Source organism: Kitasatospora sp. NPDC059327 (genome assembly GCF_042752535.1).
GTDB lineage: Bacteria > Actinomycetota > Actinomycetes > Streptomycetales > Streptomycetaceae > Kitasatospora.
Map to the genome: position 1 here is coordinate 1 of NZ_JBHYYB010000099.1, position 15740 is coordinate 15740.

General features: G+C 75.5%; 13 protein-coding genes and 1 pseudogene. 5 read left to right on the forward strand and 9 right to left on the reverse strand.

Annotated features, from left to right (window positions below):
• Positions 1–180: pseudogene (locus tag ACFXHB_RS36590) on the reverse strand (IS5/IS1182 family transposase); the annotation flags it as partial.
• A gap of 263 nt (positions 181–443) precedes the next feature.
• A complete protein-coding gene (locus ACFXHB_RS36595; protein ID WP_380579979.1) occupies positions 444–2009 on the reverse strand; it encodes an MFS transporter in 1566 nt (521 codons plus the stop codon).
• A 372-nt stretch (positions 2010–2381) separates the two neighbouring features.
• Between ACFXHB_RS36595 and ACFXHB_RS36600 the strand changes: the two genes are divergently transcribed.
• Positions 2382–2708, forward strand: a complete 327-nt coding sequence (locus ACFXHB_RS36600) for an ArsR/SmtB family transcription factor (protein ID WP_380579981.1) — start codon at positions 2382–2384, stop codon at positions 2706–2708.
• A gap of 517 nt (positions 2709–3225) precedes the next feature.
• Here the strand turns inward: ACFXHB_RS36600 and ACFXHB_RS36605 are convergent.
• Together ACFXHB_RS36605 and ACFXHB_RS36610 are read right to left on the reverse strand one after the other, a co-directional pair.
• The gene (locus tag ACFXHB_RS36605) at positions 3226–3858 is read right to left on the reverse strand and encodes an FMN-dependent NADH-azoreductase (protein WP_380579983.1); all 633 of its coding nucleotides are present in this window, start codon (positions 3856–3858) and stop codon (positions 3226–3228) included.
• A 307-nt stretch (positions 3859–4165) separates the two neighbouring features.
• Positions 4166–4822: a GPP34 family phosphoprotein gene (locus tag ACFXHB_RS36610; protein WP_380579985.1), complete on the reverse strand. Its 657-nt coding sequence runs from the start codon at positions 4820–4822 to the stop codon at positions 4166–4168.
• A gap of 299 nt (positions 4823–5121) precedes the next feature.
• On the opposite strand from ACFXHB_RS36610, the gene ACFXHB_RS36615 reads away from it, so the two are divergent.
• The gene (locus ACFXHB_RS36615; protein ID WP_380579987.1) at positions 5122–5628 is read left to right on the forward strand and encodes a hypothetical protein; all 507 of its coding nucleotides are present in this window, start codon (positions 5122–5124) and stop codon (positions 5626–5628) included.
• Positions 5629–5840: 212 nt separating this feature from the next.
• Positions 5841–7091, forward strand: a complete 1251-nt coding sequence (locus ACFXHB_RS36620; protein WP_380579989.1) for a serine hydrolase domain-containing protein — start codon at positions 5841–5843, stop codon at positions 7089–7091.
• A 67-nt stretch (positions 7092–7158) separates the two neighbouring features.
• Here ACFXHB_RS36620 and ACFXHB_RS36625 read toward each other — a convergent pair whose 3' ends face one another.
• From ACFXHB_RS36625 to ACFXHB_RS36640, 4 genes are all read right to left on the reverse strand, one after another.
• Positions 7159–8199, reverse strand: a complete 1041-nt coding sequence (locus ACFXHB_RS36625) for an NAD(P)-dependent alcohol dehydrogenase (protein WP_380579991.1) — start codon at positions 8197–8199, stop codon at positions 7159–7161.
• A 108-nt stretch (positions 8200–8307) separates the two neighbouring features.
• Positions 8308–9075: an SDR family NAD(P)-dependent oxidoreductase gene (locus tag ACFXHB_RS36630; RefSeq protein ID WP_380579993.1), complete on the reverse strand. Its 768-nt coding sequence runs from the start codon at positions 9073–9075 to the stop codon at positions 8308–8310.
• Positions 9076–9122: 47 nt separating this feature from the next.
• A complete protein-coding gene (locus ACFXHB_RS36635; protein WP_380579995.1) occupies positions 9123–9776 on the reverse strand; it encodes a TetR family transcriptional regulator in 654 nt (217 codons plus the stop codon).
• 86 nt (positions 9777–9862) lie between these two features.
• Positions 9863–11176, reverse strand: a complete 1314-nt coding sequence (locus ACFXHB_RS36640; protein ID WP_380579997.1) for a DUF3533 domain-containing protein — start codon at positions 11174–11176, stop codon at positions 9863–9865.
• A 379-nt stretch (positions 11177–11555) separates the two neighbouring features.
• Here ACFXHB_RS36640 and ACFXHB_RS36645 point away from each other — a divergent pair, with 379 nt between their 5' ends.
• Entirely contained in the window at positions 11556–12560 is a 1005-nt protein-coding gene (locus ACFXHB_RS36645; protein WP_380579999.1) for an NADP-dependent oxidoreductase, read from the forward strand.
• A gap of 33 nt (positions 12561–12593) precedes the next feature.
• Here the strand turns inward: ACFXHB_RS36645 and ACFXHB_RS36650 are convergent, their stop codons facing one another.
• Complete coding sequence (locus tag ACFXHB_RS36650; protein ID WP_380580015.1) at positions 12594–14063, reverse strand: glutamate synthase subunit beta; 1470 nt, start codon at positions 14061–14063, stop codon at positions 12594–12596.
• A gap of 335 nt (positions 14064–14398) precedes the next feature.
• On the opposite strand from ACFXHB_RS36650, the gene ACFXHB_RS36655 reads away from it, so the two are divergent.
• Positions 14399–15679: an MFS transporter gene (locus ACFXHB_RS36655; protein WP_380580001.1), complete on the forward strand. Its 1281-nt coding sequence runs from the start codon at positions 14399–14401 to the stop codon at positions 15677–15679.
• Positions 15680–15740 lie beyond the last annotated feature (61 nt).

The following is a 15740-nucleotide window of genomic DNA, read 5'->3' on the forward strand; positions in this document are numbered from 1 at the left end:
GGCAGGAGACCACGCCGCCCGCCCACGGGAGGCGAACAGGTCCGTGAAGTCCTCGTCCCGGAACAGCGGTCCCAGCTCGTCACGGACCCGGATCGCCAGGCTTCCCCTCGGGAACGCGGCCCGCGCCACCCGCACCGTCTCCACCGGAATCTCCCCCGGCCCCTTCGGCTGCATCGACACCCGCACCCACCCCAAACGACAACGTCGGACTTCAAGACCACAACCAGGTCTTGAAGTCCGACGTCACGCACAACCCGAATTAACCAACAGCGTCACCGGATGGTCACCGGCCCCAGCCGTTGCCCGGCGCGGCGCCGGAGCGCGGCACAGGGGGCTGGGGCCGCTGTCGGCGCTCGCCCCCCCCGGGCTCGGCTCCCCTGCTCGGCTCCCGAGCCCGGCTCCCCGCGCGCGGCCGGGGCAGGCCCGGGCGGGTCGGGCGACCGTCAGCGATCGGCGTAGGCGGCACCGGCCGGACCAGTGGCACCCGTCGGACCGGTGGTACCCGTCGGACCGGTGGTACCCGTCGGACCAGTGGCATCACTGAGACCACGGGGATCCTTGGGCCCTCCGTCCGGACCGCGACCCGCCGTCCGGGCCCGAGGCAGGGTCAGGGCGAGGAGCAGGCCCACCAGCATGCCGGCGGCGGTGAGCAGCACCACCAGGAACTCCCCGTCCGCGGTGGCACGGGCGAGTTCGGCGCCGCCCAGGCCCCCGGTACCGGCGTCCGCGATCACCGTGAAGAGCGCGAGACCGATCGCGTTGCCCAGATTGAGGGTGGTGGAGGCGGCGCCGTTGGCGACCCCCTGCTCATGGGCCGCGGTGCCGGCGGCCGCCGCGATCCACATCGCCGTCCAGACCACACCCTGTCCGACGCCGGAGACCACCAGGCCCGGCAGCAGCGCCGGGTAGCCGGCCGCCGCGTCGAAGCCGAAGGCCAGCGCGCCCGTGCCGACGGCGCCCGCCACGAACCCGGTGATCAGGGCGGGCCGCAGCCCGGACCGGGAGGCGAGGCGCTCGCCGAGCTGGGTGCCGGCCGCGATCGCCACCGACGGGACGAGGAAGGCCAGGCCGGTCTGCAGCGCGCTGTAGCCGTGGACGCTCTGCAACAGCACCGTCAGGAAGTAGGGCAGCACCCCGAACGTCGCCATGTAGAGGAAGGTGATGGCCGCGCCCGCGCTCAGGCTGCGATTGCGGAAGAGCCGCGGCGGCATCAGCGGATCGGCGCTGCGGGTCTCGATGACGGCGAACGCGCCGAGCAACAGCAGCGCCAGGGCGAGGGCACCGATGATCCACCGGCTGCCCCAGCCGACCTCGGGCCCCTCGACGAGGGCGAAGACCAGCAGGGTCGCGCCGACGGTCACGGTGAGCGCGCCGGGGAGGTCGAAGCGCCGCCGCACCGTGCGCGGCGCGTCGCGCGGGATCACGAACAGCGCGGCGACGGCCAGCGCGCCGGCCAGCGGCACGTTCACGAAGAAGACGGCCGGCCAGCCGAAGCCCTGGGTGAGGACGCCGCCGAGCAGGGCGCCCAGGGTCAGCCCACCGGCCCCCGCGCCGCCCCAGACGGCCAGCGCGCGGTTGCGCCCGGGGCCCTCGGGGAACAGCGTGGTGATCAGGGACAGGATCGACGGCAGCAGCAGCGCCCCGCCGATCCCCTGCACCACCCGGGCGGCCACGATGACGGCGGGAGTCGCGGCCAGGCCCCCCGCCAGCGAGGACAGCGCATACACCAGGAAGGCCGTCACGAGCACCCGGCGACGGCCGAGCAGATCGCAGGCGCGGCCACCGAGCAACAGGAACCCACCGGCGAAGACGACATAGGCGCTGACCACCAACTGCTGTGTCTGTCCTGGGAATCCGAGGTCGGAGCCGATCTCTGGCAGGGCGACGAAGACGATGTTGAGATCCAGGGCGAAGACCAGCTGGCCCAGCGCCAGCAGCGCCAGGGCCCAGCCCGGGCGGGCCACGGAGCGGCCTGGCCCGAGGGCCAGGAGGGCGGACGGATCGGACATGCGGATGCGACTCCTCGAAGAGTGCTGACGGATCGTCGGACGAATGAGCGGCGCGGTGGAACCTGCGGTGCGGGCATGGACGGTCCGCACCACGCGCACCGGCCGGGCGGCACGGACACCTGGGCGTTCGGGCACGGAGCGGCGCAGGGCGGAGGGCGGCGGCAGGCCACCGGCGTGGCGGCGCCCTCCGCGCTGACGGTACGTATCTTTACGTACTGTCGGACCATTCGGCAAGACCGAGCCTCCCGCGCCTCCGCCCGGCCGCTGCTTCAACGCCCTTACGCAGCGGGCAGATCGGTGATCCGCTGCCGCGCCCTCGGCCCGAGCGGCGGCCCGGCAGACACCGTCCGACAGTCGCGCTACCGTGGGACAATGAGCTACCGCCACCCCGCACGCGACCAGATCCGGATCGAGAGCGTCCTCAGCGCCCTCGGCAACCCCGTCCGGCTGGCCGCCGTCCGGGTACTGGACGCCGGCGGTGCGCACAACTGCGGCAGCGTGCTCACCACCATCGGGGTCACCGCGAAGTCGACGATGACCCACCACTGGCGCGTCCTGCGCGACAGCGGGATCATCCACCAGCAACCGTCCGGCCGGGAGAACCTGCTCCGACTGCGCCGGGACGACCTCGACGCCCGCTACCCCGGCCTGCTGGACGCCGTCCTCGCCGCCGCCCTGGACGACGAACGGAACAGGTGAACATCGTTCCCCGAGAAGGCTTCTGACGGTCCGCCAGCTCTGTGGGGCCGGGGCCGCGGGCCGGCTGTCGACGGGGCGCGCCAGGCTGCCGCCCGACCGGCCGGAAGGGGAGTGGGGGCACGCACGGGCCGAGCCGCCCGGAGGGCTTCGACCACGCCGACGGGGTGGGGGCGAGAGCCGTCGCCGTCGCCCTCCCGGAGGCCGCCCGCGGCAATCCCGAGGACTACTGGCCGAACGAGCACGGGGTGTGGTGCGACGCGGCGGGCGACTTCTCCCGGTGGCGCTTCGCGCGGTGTGACGACGGTGTCGTCCTCCGCGGCCAGGACTCCGACGGCGGCGCGACCCCCGAGCCCCGAGCCCCGAACCCCCACTCCCCCGAGCCCCGGGGCGTCCGGGGCCGGCACGCCGACCGACGCGAACGGGGCCGCGCCCGGGAACCACCCGGACGCGGCCCCGAGCCCACCTACGGACTACAGAACTGCGAAACTGCCGACGCCCATCATGGCGTGACGGACCGTCAGACCGCCAGCGTCTTGAGCGTCTCGAGCGCCGTGTCGCGGGACTTCTCCGCCAGCGGCTTGAGCGCGGCCATCTGCGGCACGATCGCGGCCAGGGTCAGCTCGGCGTGCACGAAGGTCAGGTCGTCCGCCAGGCCGATCGCGCCCAGGACGGCGCGCAGGTACGGCTCCTGGTAGTCCCAGCCCTCACGGGGGGTGCCGGGCGCGTAGGAGCCGCCCCGGGCGGTCACCACCACGACGGACTTGCCGCTCAGCAGGCCCGGCTCGCCGCCCGGCGCCACCATGTGGGCCGGGGTGACGAGGCGGTCCACCCACGCCTTGAGCGTCGACGGGATCGTGTAGTTGTACATCGGGGCGCCGATGATCAGCGTGGTCGCCTCGCGCACCTCGGCGGTGACCGCCTCGCTGAGCGCCCGCTCCTCCGGGCTCTCGCCGTGCTCGCCGCTCGGGTCGATCAGGGCCTCGCGGACGGCGTGCGTGATGTGCGGGACGGGCTCGGCGCCCAGGTCGCGGTAGACGTAACCGCCCTCGGGGTGGTTCTCGCGCCACTGGGCGGCGAAGTAGGCGGACAGCTCACGGGAGACCGAGCCGTCGTGACGAATGCTCGCGTCGATGTGCAGCAGGGAAGACATGTATGCGACCTCGGGTTGTATCAGGGGCGAATCGAGCCTCGCCACCGGCCGGCCGCGTCAGCGGTGTGACGCGGTCGCCGGTGCCGTCGAACCACGGGTGGTCATGGCCACAGCCTCGGCCGGACCCCCCGGACGCGTTCCCGCCGCCCGCTCGGCGCCGGTACGCGATGACGACGGTAGACATTGACGCCGACGTCAAAGCAAGCGCCGCGCAACTCCGGCGCACTCGCTGCGTCGACGAACCGGCGCGGCGCCCGCGTCCGAGGGCGGCCACGCCGGAGGTCCGGAACCCGACGCGCCCCCGCGCTCAGCCGCCGCCCGTACCGCCCTGCGCGGCCACCATCGTCGTACCGAGCCCGCCCACCGCCCGGGCCAGGCCGGGCGCCCGCTCCGCCAGCCGGTCGGTGAGGGCCGCGATCCGGTCGGCACGCTCCCGCCGCTCCTGGCGCGACAGCACCAGCCGCAGCTGTCCGTGCGCGGCCAGCGCCCCCAGGACCGCGTCCGGGAAGGACACCTGGTCCACCGGGCCGTCGCCGCGCACCACCCGCGCCACCCGGAGCTGCTGGTCCAGCGCCTCCCGGGGGTCGGGCATCAGCACCGGCCGCCGCGGCACCACGGGCCCGTAGGGGTCGCGGTCCTGGACCGTCAGGACGCCGAGGACCGCCAGCCGCTGCTCGACCCCGTCCAGCGCCTCCTCGCGGCCCCGCTTGATCCACGACTTCCAGCCACGCCGTTTCGCGGCCACCTCGGCCAGCAGCGCGTCCAGCACCGGATCCCCGGCCGGACCGGCCGCCGGTGCCGGCCGCACCCGGCCCGCGCCGTCCTCGACGAGGTCGCCCCGGTGGGCGAGCTCGGCCAGCGCGGCCGCGCGCAGCAGGAAGCCGGCGCGGGTGCGGTCCTGGAGGGCCTGGGCCCGGGTGTCGAAGGCCATCAGGTAGGCGGCCAGATGCAGCGGTCGGCTCATACCGCCGACGATACGGCGCACCGCCCCGGCCGCCATCCGCCCGCAGGACGGCATCGGCCCCACCGGCCTCCCACCTGCGGCGTACCGGGAGCGGCCGCGCGCCACCGGCCGGGCCGGTGCCGGACCGAACCGGCTGCGTCACCGCCCGGGCGGCTCCCGGTGCCGCCGAGCCGTCCCGCCCATCACCCGGGCGGGTGATGCTCGGGACGGCTCGGCGGCGTACGGCGGGTGCGCGGCCGGCGGCGTGCTCGGATGTCCGGGAACCGGCCCCGGGGAGGGCCGGGCGGGGACGGAGGACGATGCGGCAGCGGCCCACGGGTACCGGAGCGCGGCGGCGCCGTCGCCTCGGCACGGTGTCCGCCCTGGTGGCGGCGGCGGTCCTGGCGACGGCCGCCGTCGCGCCCGCCGCACCGGGTGACGCCGGCGCGGGCGCCGCGGACCGGCTGTGGCCGGAGCCCGGGATCGGCGGGGGGCGCCTGCGGACCCTCGCCGGAGTGCTGCGCCAGGACCGGCCCGGGACCGGCTGGTACCTGGTCGGCGGTGCCCACCTGGTCCTCAACCTCCAGGTCTCGTACGCCGATCACGAGCAGATCGTGCTGCGCTTCCCGCCCGCCCGCCGGGTGGTGTCCGTGCTGTGCGGGCCCGACGAGACGTACGCGCCGCTCGGTTTCAGCTGCGGCGCCTCCGTCTCGCTGGACCGGGTCACCGTCCGGCTCGGCCGCAACGGCCGGCCCGTCGACCCGACCGCCACCAGCGCCGGCCCGTACGCCAACTTCTGGCTGCTCGGACTGGTCGAACCCCGCTGACGGGTCCGGTGCCCGGCCGGCCACCGCGCGGGGCACCCGGAGCGCCGCTCCCCCGCCCGCCGGCCCGGGGCCGTTCCTCCTTCCGGCGGACCGGGAACGGCACTCCCGGGGGAGGCCGTCGGGACCTCGGGCGGAGGACCTGGCCGACCGCCCGCGGGCAGGCTGGCAGGAAGCCGGAACGGACCCCGGCTCCACTCGGGAGGGACACCACCATGACTGTCGGCACATCACGTTCGAGGCTGCGCCGGACGGCCGTCCGGGCCGCGATCGCCGCCCTGGCCGCCGCCGGCCTGCTGGGCACGGTCGCGCCGACGGCGCTCGCCGCGGCGCCGGTCACCGCGGTGGCCGGGGCCCCGGCCGGGCCGGCCCTGCCCGCCACCGAGTCATCCACGCCGGACGGCGCGCTGGACGGCGCGCTGCGGGCCGTGGTGGCGGAAGGCGGCGCCGCCGCCGTGCAGGCCGAGGTGCGGGAGGACGGCCGCCGGGTCTGGCGGGGCGCGGCCGGGGTCGCCGACCTGCGCACCGGGGCGCCGGTGCCCGACGAGGCCCGGTTCCGGATCGGCAGCGTCACCAAGACCTTCGCCGCCACCGTGGTGCTCCAGCTCGTCGCCGAAGGGAAGGTGGGCCTGGACACCCCGGTCGAGCGGTACCTGCCCGGCGTCGTCCCGAACGGCGCGGCGATCACCGTGCGCCGGCTGCTGAACCACACCAGCGGCCTCTACAACTTCACCGACGACGCCCGGTTCGGCACCGAGGGCGCGGCCGCGGACCGCTGGTTGCGGGTCGGGCGCTGGACCACGTACCGGCCGCAGGACGTCGTCGCCCTCGCCACCGCCCACCCGCCGTACTCGGAGCCCGGGGCGTGGCACTACTCCAACACCAACTACGTGCTGCTCGGGATGATCGTCCAGCGGGCCACCGGGCACACCTGGGCGGACGAGGTCGAACGCCGCGTCATCCGCCCGCTGGGCCTGCACGGGACGTCCATGCCCGACTCCTCGCCGTTCGTCCCCGGCCCGCACGCCCACGGGTACCTGCCGCGGCCAGGCGGTCCCGTCGACGTCACCCTGCAGAACCCCTCCGCGTTCGGTCCCGCGGGTGCCGGGATCTCGACCACCGCCGACCTCGCCCGCTTCAATGCCGCGCTGCTCGGCGGCCGACTGCTGGGCCCGGCCGAGCTGGCCGAGATGAAGCGGCAGGTCGCCGCCGACAACGGCGGCACCTACGGGCTCGGACTCGTCCGCTACCCGACCGCCTGCGGCGAGTTCTGGGGGCTCAGCGGCGGCCTCCCGGGCTACGGCACGATCGTGCTGGGCGATGCCGCCGGTCACCGGCAGGCGGCGGTCTCGATCACCCCGCTGGACCTGACCGAGGCGACCGGCCGCACCCTCCAGGCCCTGATCGACACCGCCACCTGCGGCAGCGCCGCGGCGACGGCCGCTCCCGCCGGGCCCGCTCGCTGACGCCCCGCCGCCGGGCCGCCGGGCCGCCGGGCCGCCGTAGCGGTCTCCGGCGGCCCTGGGCGGTGGCTCAGCCGTTCGGCAGGATCACCGCACGGCCGTTGATCCGGCCGGCGTGCAGCCGCTCGTAGGCGAGCGGGGCCTCGTCGATGCCGTAGGTCTCGACATGCACCTCCACGGCACCGGCCCGGGCGAGGTCGAGCACCTCGATCAGTTCGGCGCGAGTGCCCCAGTAGGGGGACGCCACCGACACCTCGTACGGCAGGGCGCCGAAGCCGACCGGCAGCGCGCCGCCGCCGAGGCCGACGATCGTCACATCGCCCTCCACCGCCGCCATCGCGCCGGCCGAGGCCACCGTCGGCGGGGCGCCGACGAAGTCCAGCACCACCTGGGCGCCGACACCGCCGGTGAGGGCGCGGACCGCCGCCGGGGCCGAGGCGTCCGAGCGCACCGTCTCGTGCGCGCCCACGGCACGGGCCAGCGCCAGCTTCTCCTCGGTCACGTCCAGGGCGACGACCCGGGCCGCCGTCATCGCGCGCAGCAGCTGGATCGCGACGTGGCCGAGGCCCCCGGTGCCGATCACCACGGCGGTGCTGCCCGGCACGAGCTTGCCGAGCGAGCGCTTGATCGCGTGGTAGGGCGTCAGACCGGCGTCGGTCAGCGGGACGGCCCGCACCGGGTCGAGGCCGCCGAGCGGCACCAGGTGCCGCGGGTCGTCGACGACCATGTACTCCGCCATCGCCCCCGGGGCGCCCAGACCCGGCGGGCGGATCCCGAGTTCGGCGGCGCGCAGGCAGTAGTTCTCCTTGCCCTCCGCGCACTTGGCGCAGCTGCCGCAGCCCCAGGGGCCGTAGACGGCGACCGGATCGCCCTCGGCGAAGCCGGTCACTCCCGCGCCGAGCGCGGCGACGGTGCCGACGCCCTCGTGGCCGAGGGTGAGCGGCAGCGGGAAGGACAGCTGCTCGGCGGGCAGGCTCATCACGGCGATGTCCGAGTGGCACACGCCCGCGGCGGTGACCTTGAGCAGGACCTGCCCGGGGCCGGGCTCCGGATCGGGGACGGTCACCACCTCGGGGGCGCCACCGGCCGTGCGGTACTGGACTGCCTTCATCGTCGTCACTCCTTCGCTGCGCGCGTTCGGTCCGCGCTTTCGTGCGTGCCTCCGGTGCGCGCCGACCGGAGGCCTGTGCGGTGTGGCCCCCCGGGTGTCGGTCGCCGGTCAGCGCGCCGCGTAGGCGCCGTCGACCAGGTGGTAGCTGCCGTGGACGAAGGAGGCCCGGTCGGACAGCAGGAAGGCGGTCAGCTCGGCGACCTCCTCGGCGCGGCCGAGCCGCCCGGCCGGGTGCAACGCGACCAGCGCGTCGCGCGCGGCGGCGTCGGCGTCGCGCAGCAGCGGGGTGTCGATGAAGCCCGGGCCGACGGCGTTGATCCGCACGCCCTGAGCGGCGTACTCCAGGGCGGCCGTCTTGGTGAGGCCGACCACGCCGTGCTTGGCGGCGGCGTAGGCCGGCGATCCGGCGAAGCCGTTGGTGCCCAGGATGGACGCCATGTTGACCACCGCGCCGCCGCCGGCCGCGAGGATGGCCGGGATCTCGTAGCGCAGCGAGTAGAAGACGCCGTCCAGGTTGACGGCCAGCACCCGCCGCCAGTCCTGCGGCTCGTACGCGCCGGTGGGGGCGCTCGCACCGGCGATGCCGGCGTTGTTGACGGCCAGGTGGAGGCCGCCGAGCCCGTCCGCGGTGGCCTGGACGGCGGCGCGCACCGACTCCGGGTCGGTGACGTCCACCTCGACGGCCAGCGCCCGGGCTCCGCCGGCCACCAGCTCGGCGGCGGCCGCGCGGGCCCCCGCCAGGTCGAAGTCGGCGACCGCGACCGCCGCGCCGCCGGCCGCCAGCCGCCGGGCCACCGCGAGGCCTATGCCGGACGCGCCGCCGGTGATCAGGGCGGTCCTGCCGGTGAACTCCTGGGTGTAGTCGATGCCGGTCATGGCGGTCGTTCCTTTCGTACCGGTGCGCGCCGGCTGGGCGCGCTCGTTCACACCGTCGCGCCGTCGGGTGGCGGCTCGGCGGTGAGCAGATCGAAGGCCTGCTCCAGCAGTTCGGGCAGGTCGGGGGCCGCGCCGGTCACGGGGTGCCGGACCCAGGCGCGGGAGGCGGCCTGGAGCGCCGCGACGCCCAGGCCGACGGCGACGGCGGGACGCAGGTCGTGCTCGGCGTCCAGCCCCAGGCGGGCGGCGGCGATCCGGATGGACGCCTCCTCCTCGTCGACGCAGATCCGCCGGTAGGCGGCGGTCAGCGCGGGCTCCGCGGCGATCAGGCCGAACAACTCCCGCACGCCGGGGCGCCGGTGCCAAGCCGGCTCCAGGTCGTCCCGCAGCCAGACCCGCAGAGCCGCGCGGTACGCGGTCAGCGGGGTCTCGGCGGCGGGGCGGGTGGCCAGGGCCGCGTTGATCCGGGCGAAGTCGGCCCGCAGGCAGTCCAGCACGGCGTCCTCCCGGGAGGGGAAGTACCGGCTGAAGGTGCGCCGGGAGACGTCGGCCAGGTCGGTGACGTCCTCCACGGAGACGGCGGCCAGGCCGCGCTCCAGGACCAGCCGCAGGGCGGCGGCGGCCAGGGACTCCCGGGTGCGGCGTGCCTTGCGCTCGCGGCGCCCCTCGGGGGCCGCTCCCGCCGCCTCTTCGATGCTCACGCCGTCCACCGTACACCCGAAAATGTCCCATTGGGACATGAGTCCCGATGGGACACTCCGGGGTGCGGGCCGGCGACCGCGCGGGGTCAGCTCACCTCGGGGTGGAACCGGTGCAGGCCCTTGCGGTCGTAGTACGTGGTCATCCCGAAGCCGAAGGCCAGCGCCGCGACCACGCCGATCGCGATCATCACCCAGGCCCGGGTGAGCCCGGCCTCGGCCTGCGCGCCGAAGTAGAGGATCGCCCGTACACCGTCGCTGAGCTGGCGCATCGGCTCGAACACGGCCAGGCCCCGGTAGAAGGTCGGCAGCGCCTGGAGCGGGATGGTCGCCCCCGAGGACGGCAGCGACAGGGCGATGAAGACGAACATGCCGATCAGCTGCCCGATCCCGCCGAACGCGGCGATCAGGGCCTGCGCCCCGAGCCCCACCGCCGCGGTGGCGCAGACCGAGAAGACCCAGAGCAGCGGCAGGTGCGAGGCGTCCATCCCCAGCACCACCACCGTCGCCAGCATCACCAGACTGGAGGTCAGCACCGCGAGGGCGACCGACATCACGCAGGTGACGGCCAGTGTCTGGGTACGGGTGATCGGCACCAGCGGGCGCTGGGTCCGCAGCGGCCCCAGCTCGCTGGCCGCGTAGCCGAGCGCCACGTCGACCCCGTTGCTGATCACGTTCGCGCCGAGGAAGCCGGCGAGCACGAGCAGCAGCGTGTAGTAGAACGCCGTCAGACCCAGCCCGCTGTGCGGCCCGATCGGATGGCCGACCCGGACCTCGACCGTCACCGGGTCGGCCAGCTGGAGCAGCGCCGCGTTGCTCGCCGCACCGGCCGCGGCCGGTGGCCGGGCCTGGGCCTGCGCCTGGGCCTGGGCGACGAGTGAGGTACCGAGGCGCGCCGAGGCCTGCTGGGCGGCCGCCTGGGCGATCGAGGAGGCCAGCGAGGACGCCAGGCTGCCCACCCCGGGATTGGTCAGCACCGTCATCGTCGGCCGCGGCGGCACCGGCTGCGCCGGGGTGCCCAGCGCCGCCACGGCGGCGGTGAAGCCCGCCGGGACCTCCAGCGCGCCCGCGAGCTTCCCCGAACCGAGCTGGTCGTCGGCGGCGGCCTGATCGAGCAGCCGCCAGGAGATCTGCCCCTGCGGGTCCGGCGCGGCCGCGATGCCGGCCGTGATCTGCGCCCCGAGGTTCTGCGGCACCCCTGCCACGACGGCCCCCTGGTCGGCGTTGACCAGGCCGATCGGCAGCCGGTGCAGATCGGCCCGCGGGTTGATGATGCCCCCCAGGTAGAGCAGCGACAGCAGGAACGCCACCGTCCCGACGATGACGGTCGGGACCATCCAGACCTTGGGGTTGCGCAGCACCTGCCAGGCCCGCACCCCGCCCTCGGGGCGATTCGAAGTCATGGCTCTCCCGTGCGCGTCGTCCGGTCGTCCCACCCCCGCCAGAAGGTAGCGGCCGCCCTCCGTCCGCCCGGCGCGCCTCGCCCGAACAGCCCGCGGGCCGACCCGGTCGGCAGCGTCCGGCCGGCGACGTCCGACCGGCCGGCCCGGGCACGCGGCCCGCACCCGGATCGCCTGGGCGTGGCCCCGGATCGACGGGGCGCGGCGCGGGATCCACGGAGCGTGGCACCGGATCGACGGGGCGTCGGGGCCGGGGAGACCGCCCGGGCCCCGGCACCGCCCGACAGCCCGGACCTCTGGCGTGGTGACTAAGCGCTTGCTTAGACTCTCCTCGTCGCGGGAGGTCAGCCGCACCGCAGTCCAGCCACCGGGAGCCGCCGTGTTGTCCGCAGAGAACCGTCAGATCCGCCTCGCCCGCCGACCGGTGGGCGAGCTCGACCCCGAGGACTGGGAGCACCGCACCGAGCCGGCCGCCGCCCCCGGGGAGGGCCGGTTCGCCGGACGGACCCGCTTCGTCTCGCTGGACCCGGCGATGCGCGGCTGGCTCGACGACCGCCCCTCCTACCTGCCGCCGGTCGGGCTCGGCGAGGTGATGCGGGCCGGTTCGGTCGTCGAGGTCACCGAGTCCAACCACCCGGACTTCGCCATCGGCGACCTGGTCGTCGGCATGTTCGGCGTCCAGGAGCACGTGGTCTCCGACGGCAGGGGCGCGCTGCGGATCGACCCCGCGACCGCCTCCCCCTCGACCTTCCTCGGCGCGCTCGGCATGTCGGGCATGACGGCCTACTTCGGCCTGCTGGACGTCGGGGCGCTCAAGGAAGGCGAGACGGTGGTGGTCTCCGGCGCCGCGGGCGCGGTGGGCACCATGGTCGGCCAGATCGCCAAGGCGAAGGGGTGCCGGGTCGTCGGCATCGCCGGCGGGGCCGAGAAGTGCGCCCTGCTGACCGGGGAACTCGGCTTCGACGCCGCGATCGACTACCGCGCCGAGAACGTCCGCAAGGCACTGCGCACCCTGCTGCCGGACGGCATCGACGTGTACTTCGACAACATCGGCGGGGAGATCCTGGACGCCGCCCTGGCCTGCCTGGCGATGCGCGCCCGGGTGGTCGTCTGCGGCGCCATCAGCCAGTACAACGCCACCGCCGTCCAGGGCCCGGCGAACTACCTGTCGCTGCTGGTGCGCCGTGCCCGGATGGAGGGCTTCGTGGTGTTCGACTACGCGCCGCGCTTCGCCGAGGCCACCCGGGAGATCGGCGGTTGGATCGCCGACGGGCGGATCAAGGTCCTGGAGCAGGTGGTCCGGGGCACGGTGGACGACTTCCCGCAGACCCTGCAGCTGCTCTTCCGGGGCGGGAACACCGGCAAGCTGGTGCTCGAACTCGTCTGACCGGGGCGGCGGGCCGCGGTCGGGCCGCGGCCCTCAGACCGTGAGCGGCCCGTCGGACGGCGCGACGGGGGCCGGCAGCTCGGTGCGACCGCGCAGATGACGGTCGACGGCGGCGGCCACCGCGCGGCCCTCGGCGATCGCCCAGACGATCAGCGACTGGCCGCGCCCGGCGTCGCCCGCGACGAAGACGCCGTCCGCCCCGCCGGCGAAGTCCTCGCCGCGGGCGAGGTTGCCGCGCGGGTCGACCGACAGGCCCAGTTGGCCGACCAGCGCTCCGTTGTGGCCGGGGCCGGAGAAGCCCAGGGCCAGCAGGGCCAGGTCGACCGGGAGGGTGCGCTCGGTGCCGGGCCGGGGGCGGCGGTCGCCCCGCCGTGCCTCGGCGAACCGGACGGCCGCCAGCCGTCCGTCCGCGCCCGCCTCGAACCCCACGGTGGTCGCCGCGAACACCCTGGGCCCGTCGGCCGCGTCGCCGGCCTCCTCGTGCGAGGTGGTCTCCCGGTAGACCTTGGGGTGGACGGGCCAGGGCTGGTCGGCCGCGCGACGCCCGGGCGGCCGGGGATTGATGTCGAACTGGGTGACGGCCGCCGCCCGTTGGCGCAGGGCGGTCCCCAGGCAGTCGGCGGCGGTGTCGCCGCCGCCGACGATCACCACGCGACGGCCCTCGGCCGACACCGGCGAGTCGGGGTAGTCGCCCTCGTCGACCCGGTTGGCGAGGGTCAGGTAGCTGATGGCCTGGTGCACACCGGACAGCCGGCGGCCGGGCACCGGGAGGTCCCGGCAGCGCGTGGCGCCGACCGCGACCACCAGCGCGTCGCTCCGCTCGCGCAGGTCGTCGGCGGGCAGGTCACGGCCCACCGCGACCCCGGTCCGGAAGACGGTGCCCTCGGCCCGCATCTGGTCGATCCGCCGGTCCAGGCGGTGCTTCTCCAGCCGGAACGGCGGGATGCCGTACCGCAGCAGGCCGCCGATCCGGTCGGCGCGCTCGTAGACGGTCGTGGTGTGGCCGGCCCGGGTCAGCTGCTGGGCGGCGGCCAGTCCGGCCGGGCCGGAGCCGACCACCGCCACCCGCAGGCCGGTCAGCCGCTCGGGCGGCTGCGGCGCGTCGTAGCCGCTCTCCCAGGCCCGGTCGGCGATCGCCAGCTCGACGTTCTTGATCGTCACGGCTTCGGCGTCGATCGCCAGCACGCAGGCGCTCTCGCACGGGGCGGGGCAGAGCCGGCCGGTGAACTCGGGGAAGTTGTTGGTGGCGAGCAGCCGCGCGGCGGCGGCGCGCCAGTCGTCGTGGGCGACCAGGGTGTTCCAGTCCGGGACGAGGTTGCCCAGCGGGCAGGCGTGGTGGCAGAACGGCAGGCCGCAGTCCATGCAGCGGGCGGCCTGGTCGGCGACGACCGGGAGCAGCGCGCCCTCCCGGTACACCTCGCGATGGTCCCCCAGCCGCTCCTGCGGGTCCCGCCGCTCGCGGGGGCACCGGGGCGTGGTGAAGAAGGCCATGCGGTCGGCCAGGGGATCAGCCATCGCGGTCTCCGGCGGAGCGTACCGACGCGGGACGGTGGCACCGCCGCCCTGCCGCGCCCGCGGGCGCGCAGCCGGCCGCGCACCACCGTGTGGCCACCGTACGCCCGCGAACCGTCCGGCGACAGCGGCCGGGTGGCGCCCCGGTGGCCCGATCGGCCTGAACGGCCCGACTCGGTCGCCGAGGTGGCCGGAAGTGAACGTTCCGGTCCGACGTGACCGCGTACTGTCGTATCGTCTTAGCACCGTGGGCGGTCGAACCCTTGATCCCGCCGCCGGCGCCGCCCTAGGATCCGCATGAAATGTCACATGGCAATGGAGCCGTCGTGGGGGATCACACCGTTCCGAGCCGGGGTACCGCCACAAGCGCCCTGCCCAGGCCCTTCTACCGGCTCGCCGTCGGGGACGCCGTCTCCAGTTACGGCAGCCAGCTCAACATGGTCGCGCTCAGCCTCTTCGCCTACGAGGCCGCGGGCAACGCCCTCGGTACCGCCGGGTACCTGACGCTGCGTCTGCTCGGCGGCTTCGGCGCCGGCATGCTCGCCGGCCGCGTCGTCGCCCGGCTCGACCGCCGCCTGCTGATGGTCGGTTGCGCGTTCACCCAGGCCACCGGGCTGGTGGCGCTCGCGATCGTCCCCGAGCACCTGCGGATCCCGGTGCTCTACCCGCTGGCCCTGCTCTTCGGCGCGGCCGGCACGCTGAGCGCCGTCGCCCTGCGCAGCAGCGTTCCCGAGATGGTCGGCCCGGAGCACCGGGCACGCGCCAACGGGGTGCTGGTGACCGGACGTTCGACCGCGATGGTGCTCGGGTTCGCCTCGGCCGGGGTCCTGGTGGCCTGGGCCGGGTTCCAGGCCGCGCTGCTCACCGACGCGGCCAGTTTCCTGGTGTTCGGCACCGTCGTGCTGCGGCTGCCGCTGCGCACCCGGGCCGAACGCGAGAACGGATCCCGGCCGGCCGGCGCGGCGCCGGGCGGGCGCCTCGCCGGGCTGGTGCTGCTGCGGACCCTGCCGGTGATCGGCGCGATGGTCGCCATCCGGCTGGTCGACGCCTTCGGCTCGGCGGCGCACAACATCGGCCTGCCGGTGTTCGCCACCCGCACCTCGCCCGACAACCCGGCCGCGGTGCTCGGCCTGTTCTGGGCCACCTGGGCGGTCGGCAGCCTGGGCGCCCACCAACTGGTCTCCCGACTCCTGGTCAAACGCGGCCGGGAGCCCGGTGAACGCGCCTTCGCGGTGGGCACCGCCCTGATGTCGGCCTGCTTCATCCTCGCCTTCACCGGGCTGCCGACCCCGCTCTTCCTGGTCGTCGCGCTCGGCGCCGGCCTGGCGGACGGCTTCACCGAGATCTCCTACACCACCCGGATCCAGTCCGTCGACGACGACCGGCGCGGTCAGGCGTTCGGCCTGGTGGCCAGCGCGGAGAGCCTCGGCATGGGCGTCGGCATGCTGCTCAGCGCCGGGCTGATGGAGCGGTTCAGCCCGCTCACGGTGGTCGGCTTCTCGCACGCCGTGCCGATCGTGCTGGCCGCCGGGTTCCTGCTGACGGTGGGGATCGGCGCCCGCCGGCGGCGCAGGCCGGCCACCCTGCCGGTACCCGCCGACAGCTGACCGGCGTCCTCGGCGGCGCCCCGGGCTCCCCCGCACCGGCCGCGTCCCACCGGCCGGAGCC

Excerpts from the sequence above, each read along its gene's own strand:
- ACFXHB_RS36625 (WP_380579991.1), bottom strand. The coding sequence starts at position 8,199 with ATGAAGGCAGTCCAGTACCGCACGGCCGGTGGCGCCCCCGAGGTGGTG.
- ACFXHB_RS36615 (WP_380579987.1), top strand. The coding sequence starts at position 5,122 with ATGCGGCAGCGGCCCACGGGTACCGGAGCGCGGCGGCGCCGTCGCCTC.
- ACFXHB_RS36620 (WP_380579989.1), top strand. The coding sequence starts at position 5,841 with ATGACTGTCGGCACATCACGTTCGAGGCTGCGCCGGACGGCCGTCCGG.
- ACFXHB_RS36640 (WP_380579997.1), bottom strand. The coding sequence starts at position 11,176 with ATGACTTCGAATCGCCCCGAGGGCGGGGTGCGGGCCTGGCAGGTGCTG.
- ACFXHB_RS36600 (WP_380579981.1), top strand. The coding sequence starts at position 2,382 with ATGAGCTACCGCCACCCCGCACGCGACCAGATCCGGATCGAGAGCGTC.
- ACFXHB_RS36630 (WP_380579993.1), bottom strand. The coding sequence starts at position 9,075 with ATGACCGGCATCGACTACACCCAGGAGTTCACCGGCAGGACCGCCCTG.
- ACFXHB_RS36605 (WP_380579983.1), bottom strand. The coding sequence starts at position 3,858 with ATGTCTTCCCTGCTGCACATCGACGCGAGCATTCGTCACGACGGCTCG.
- ACFXHB_RS36595 (WP_380579979.1), bottom strand. The coding sequence starts at position 2,009 with ATGTCCGATCCGTCCGCCCTCCTGGCCCTCGGGCCAGGCCGCTCCGTG.
- ACFXHB_RS36610 (WP_380579985.1), bottom strand. The coding sequence starts at position 4,822 with ATGAGCCGACCGCTGCATCTGGCCGCCTACCTGATGGCCTTCGACACC.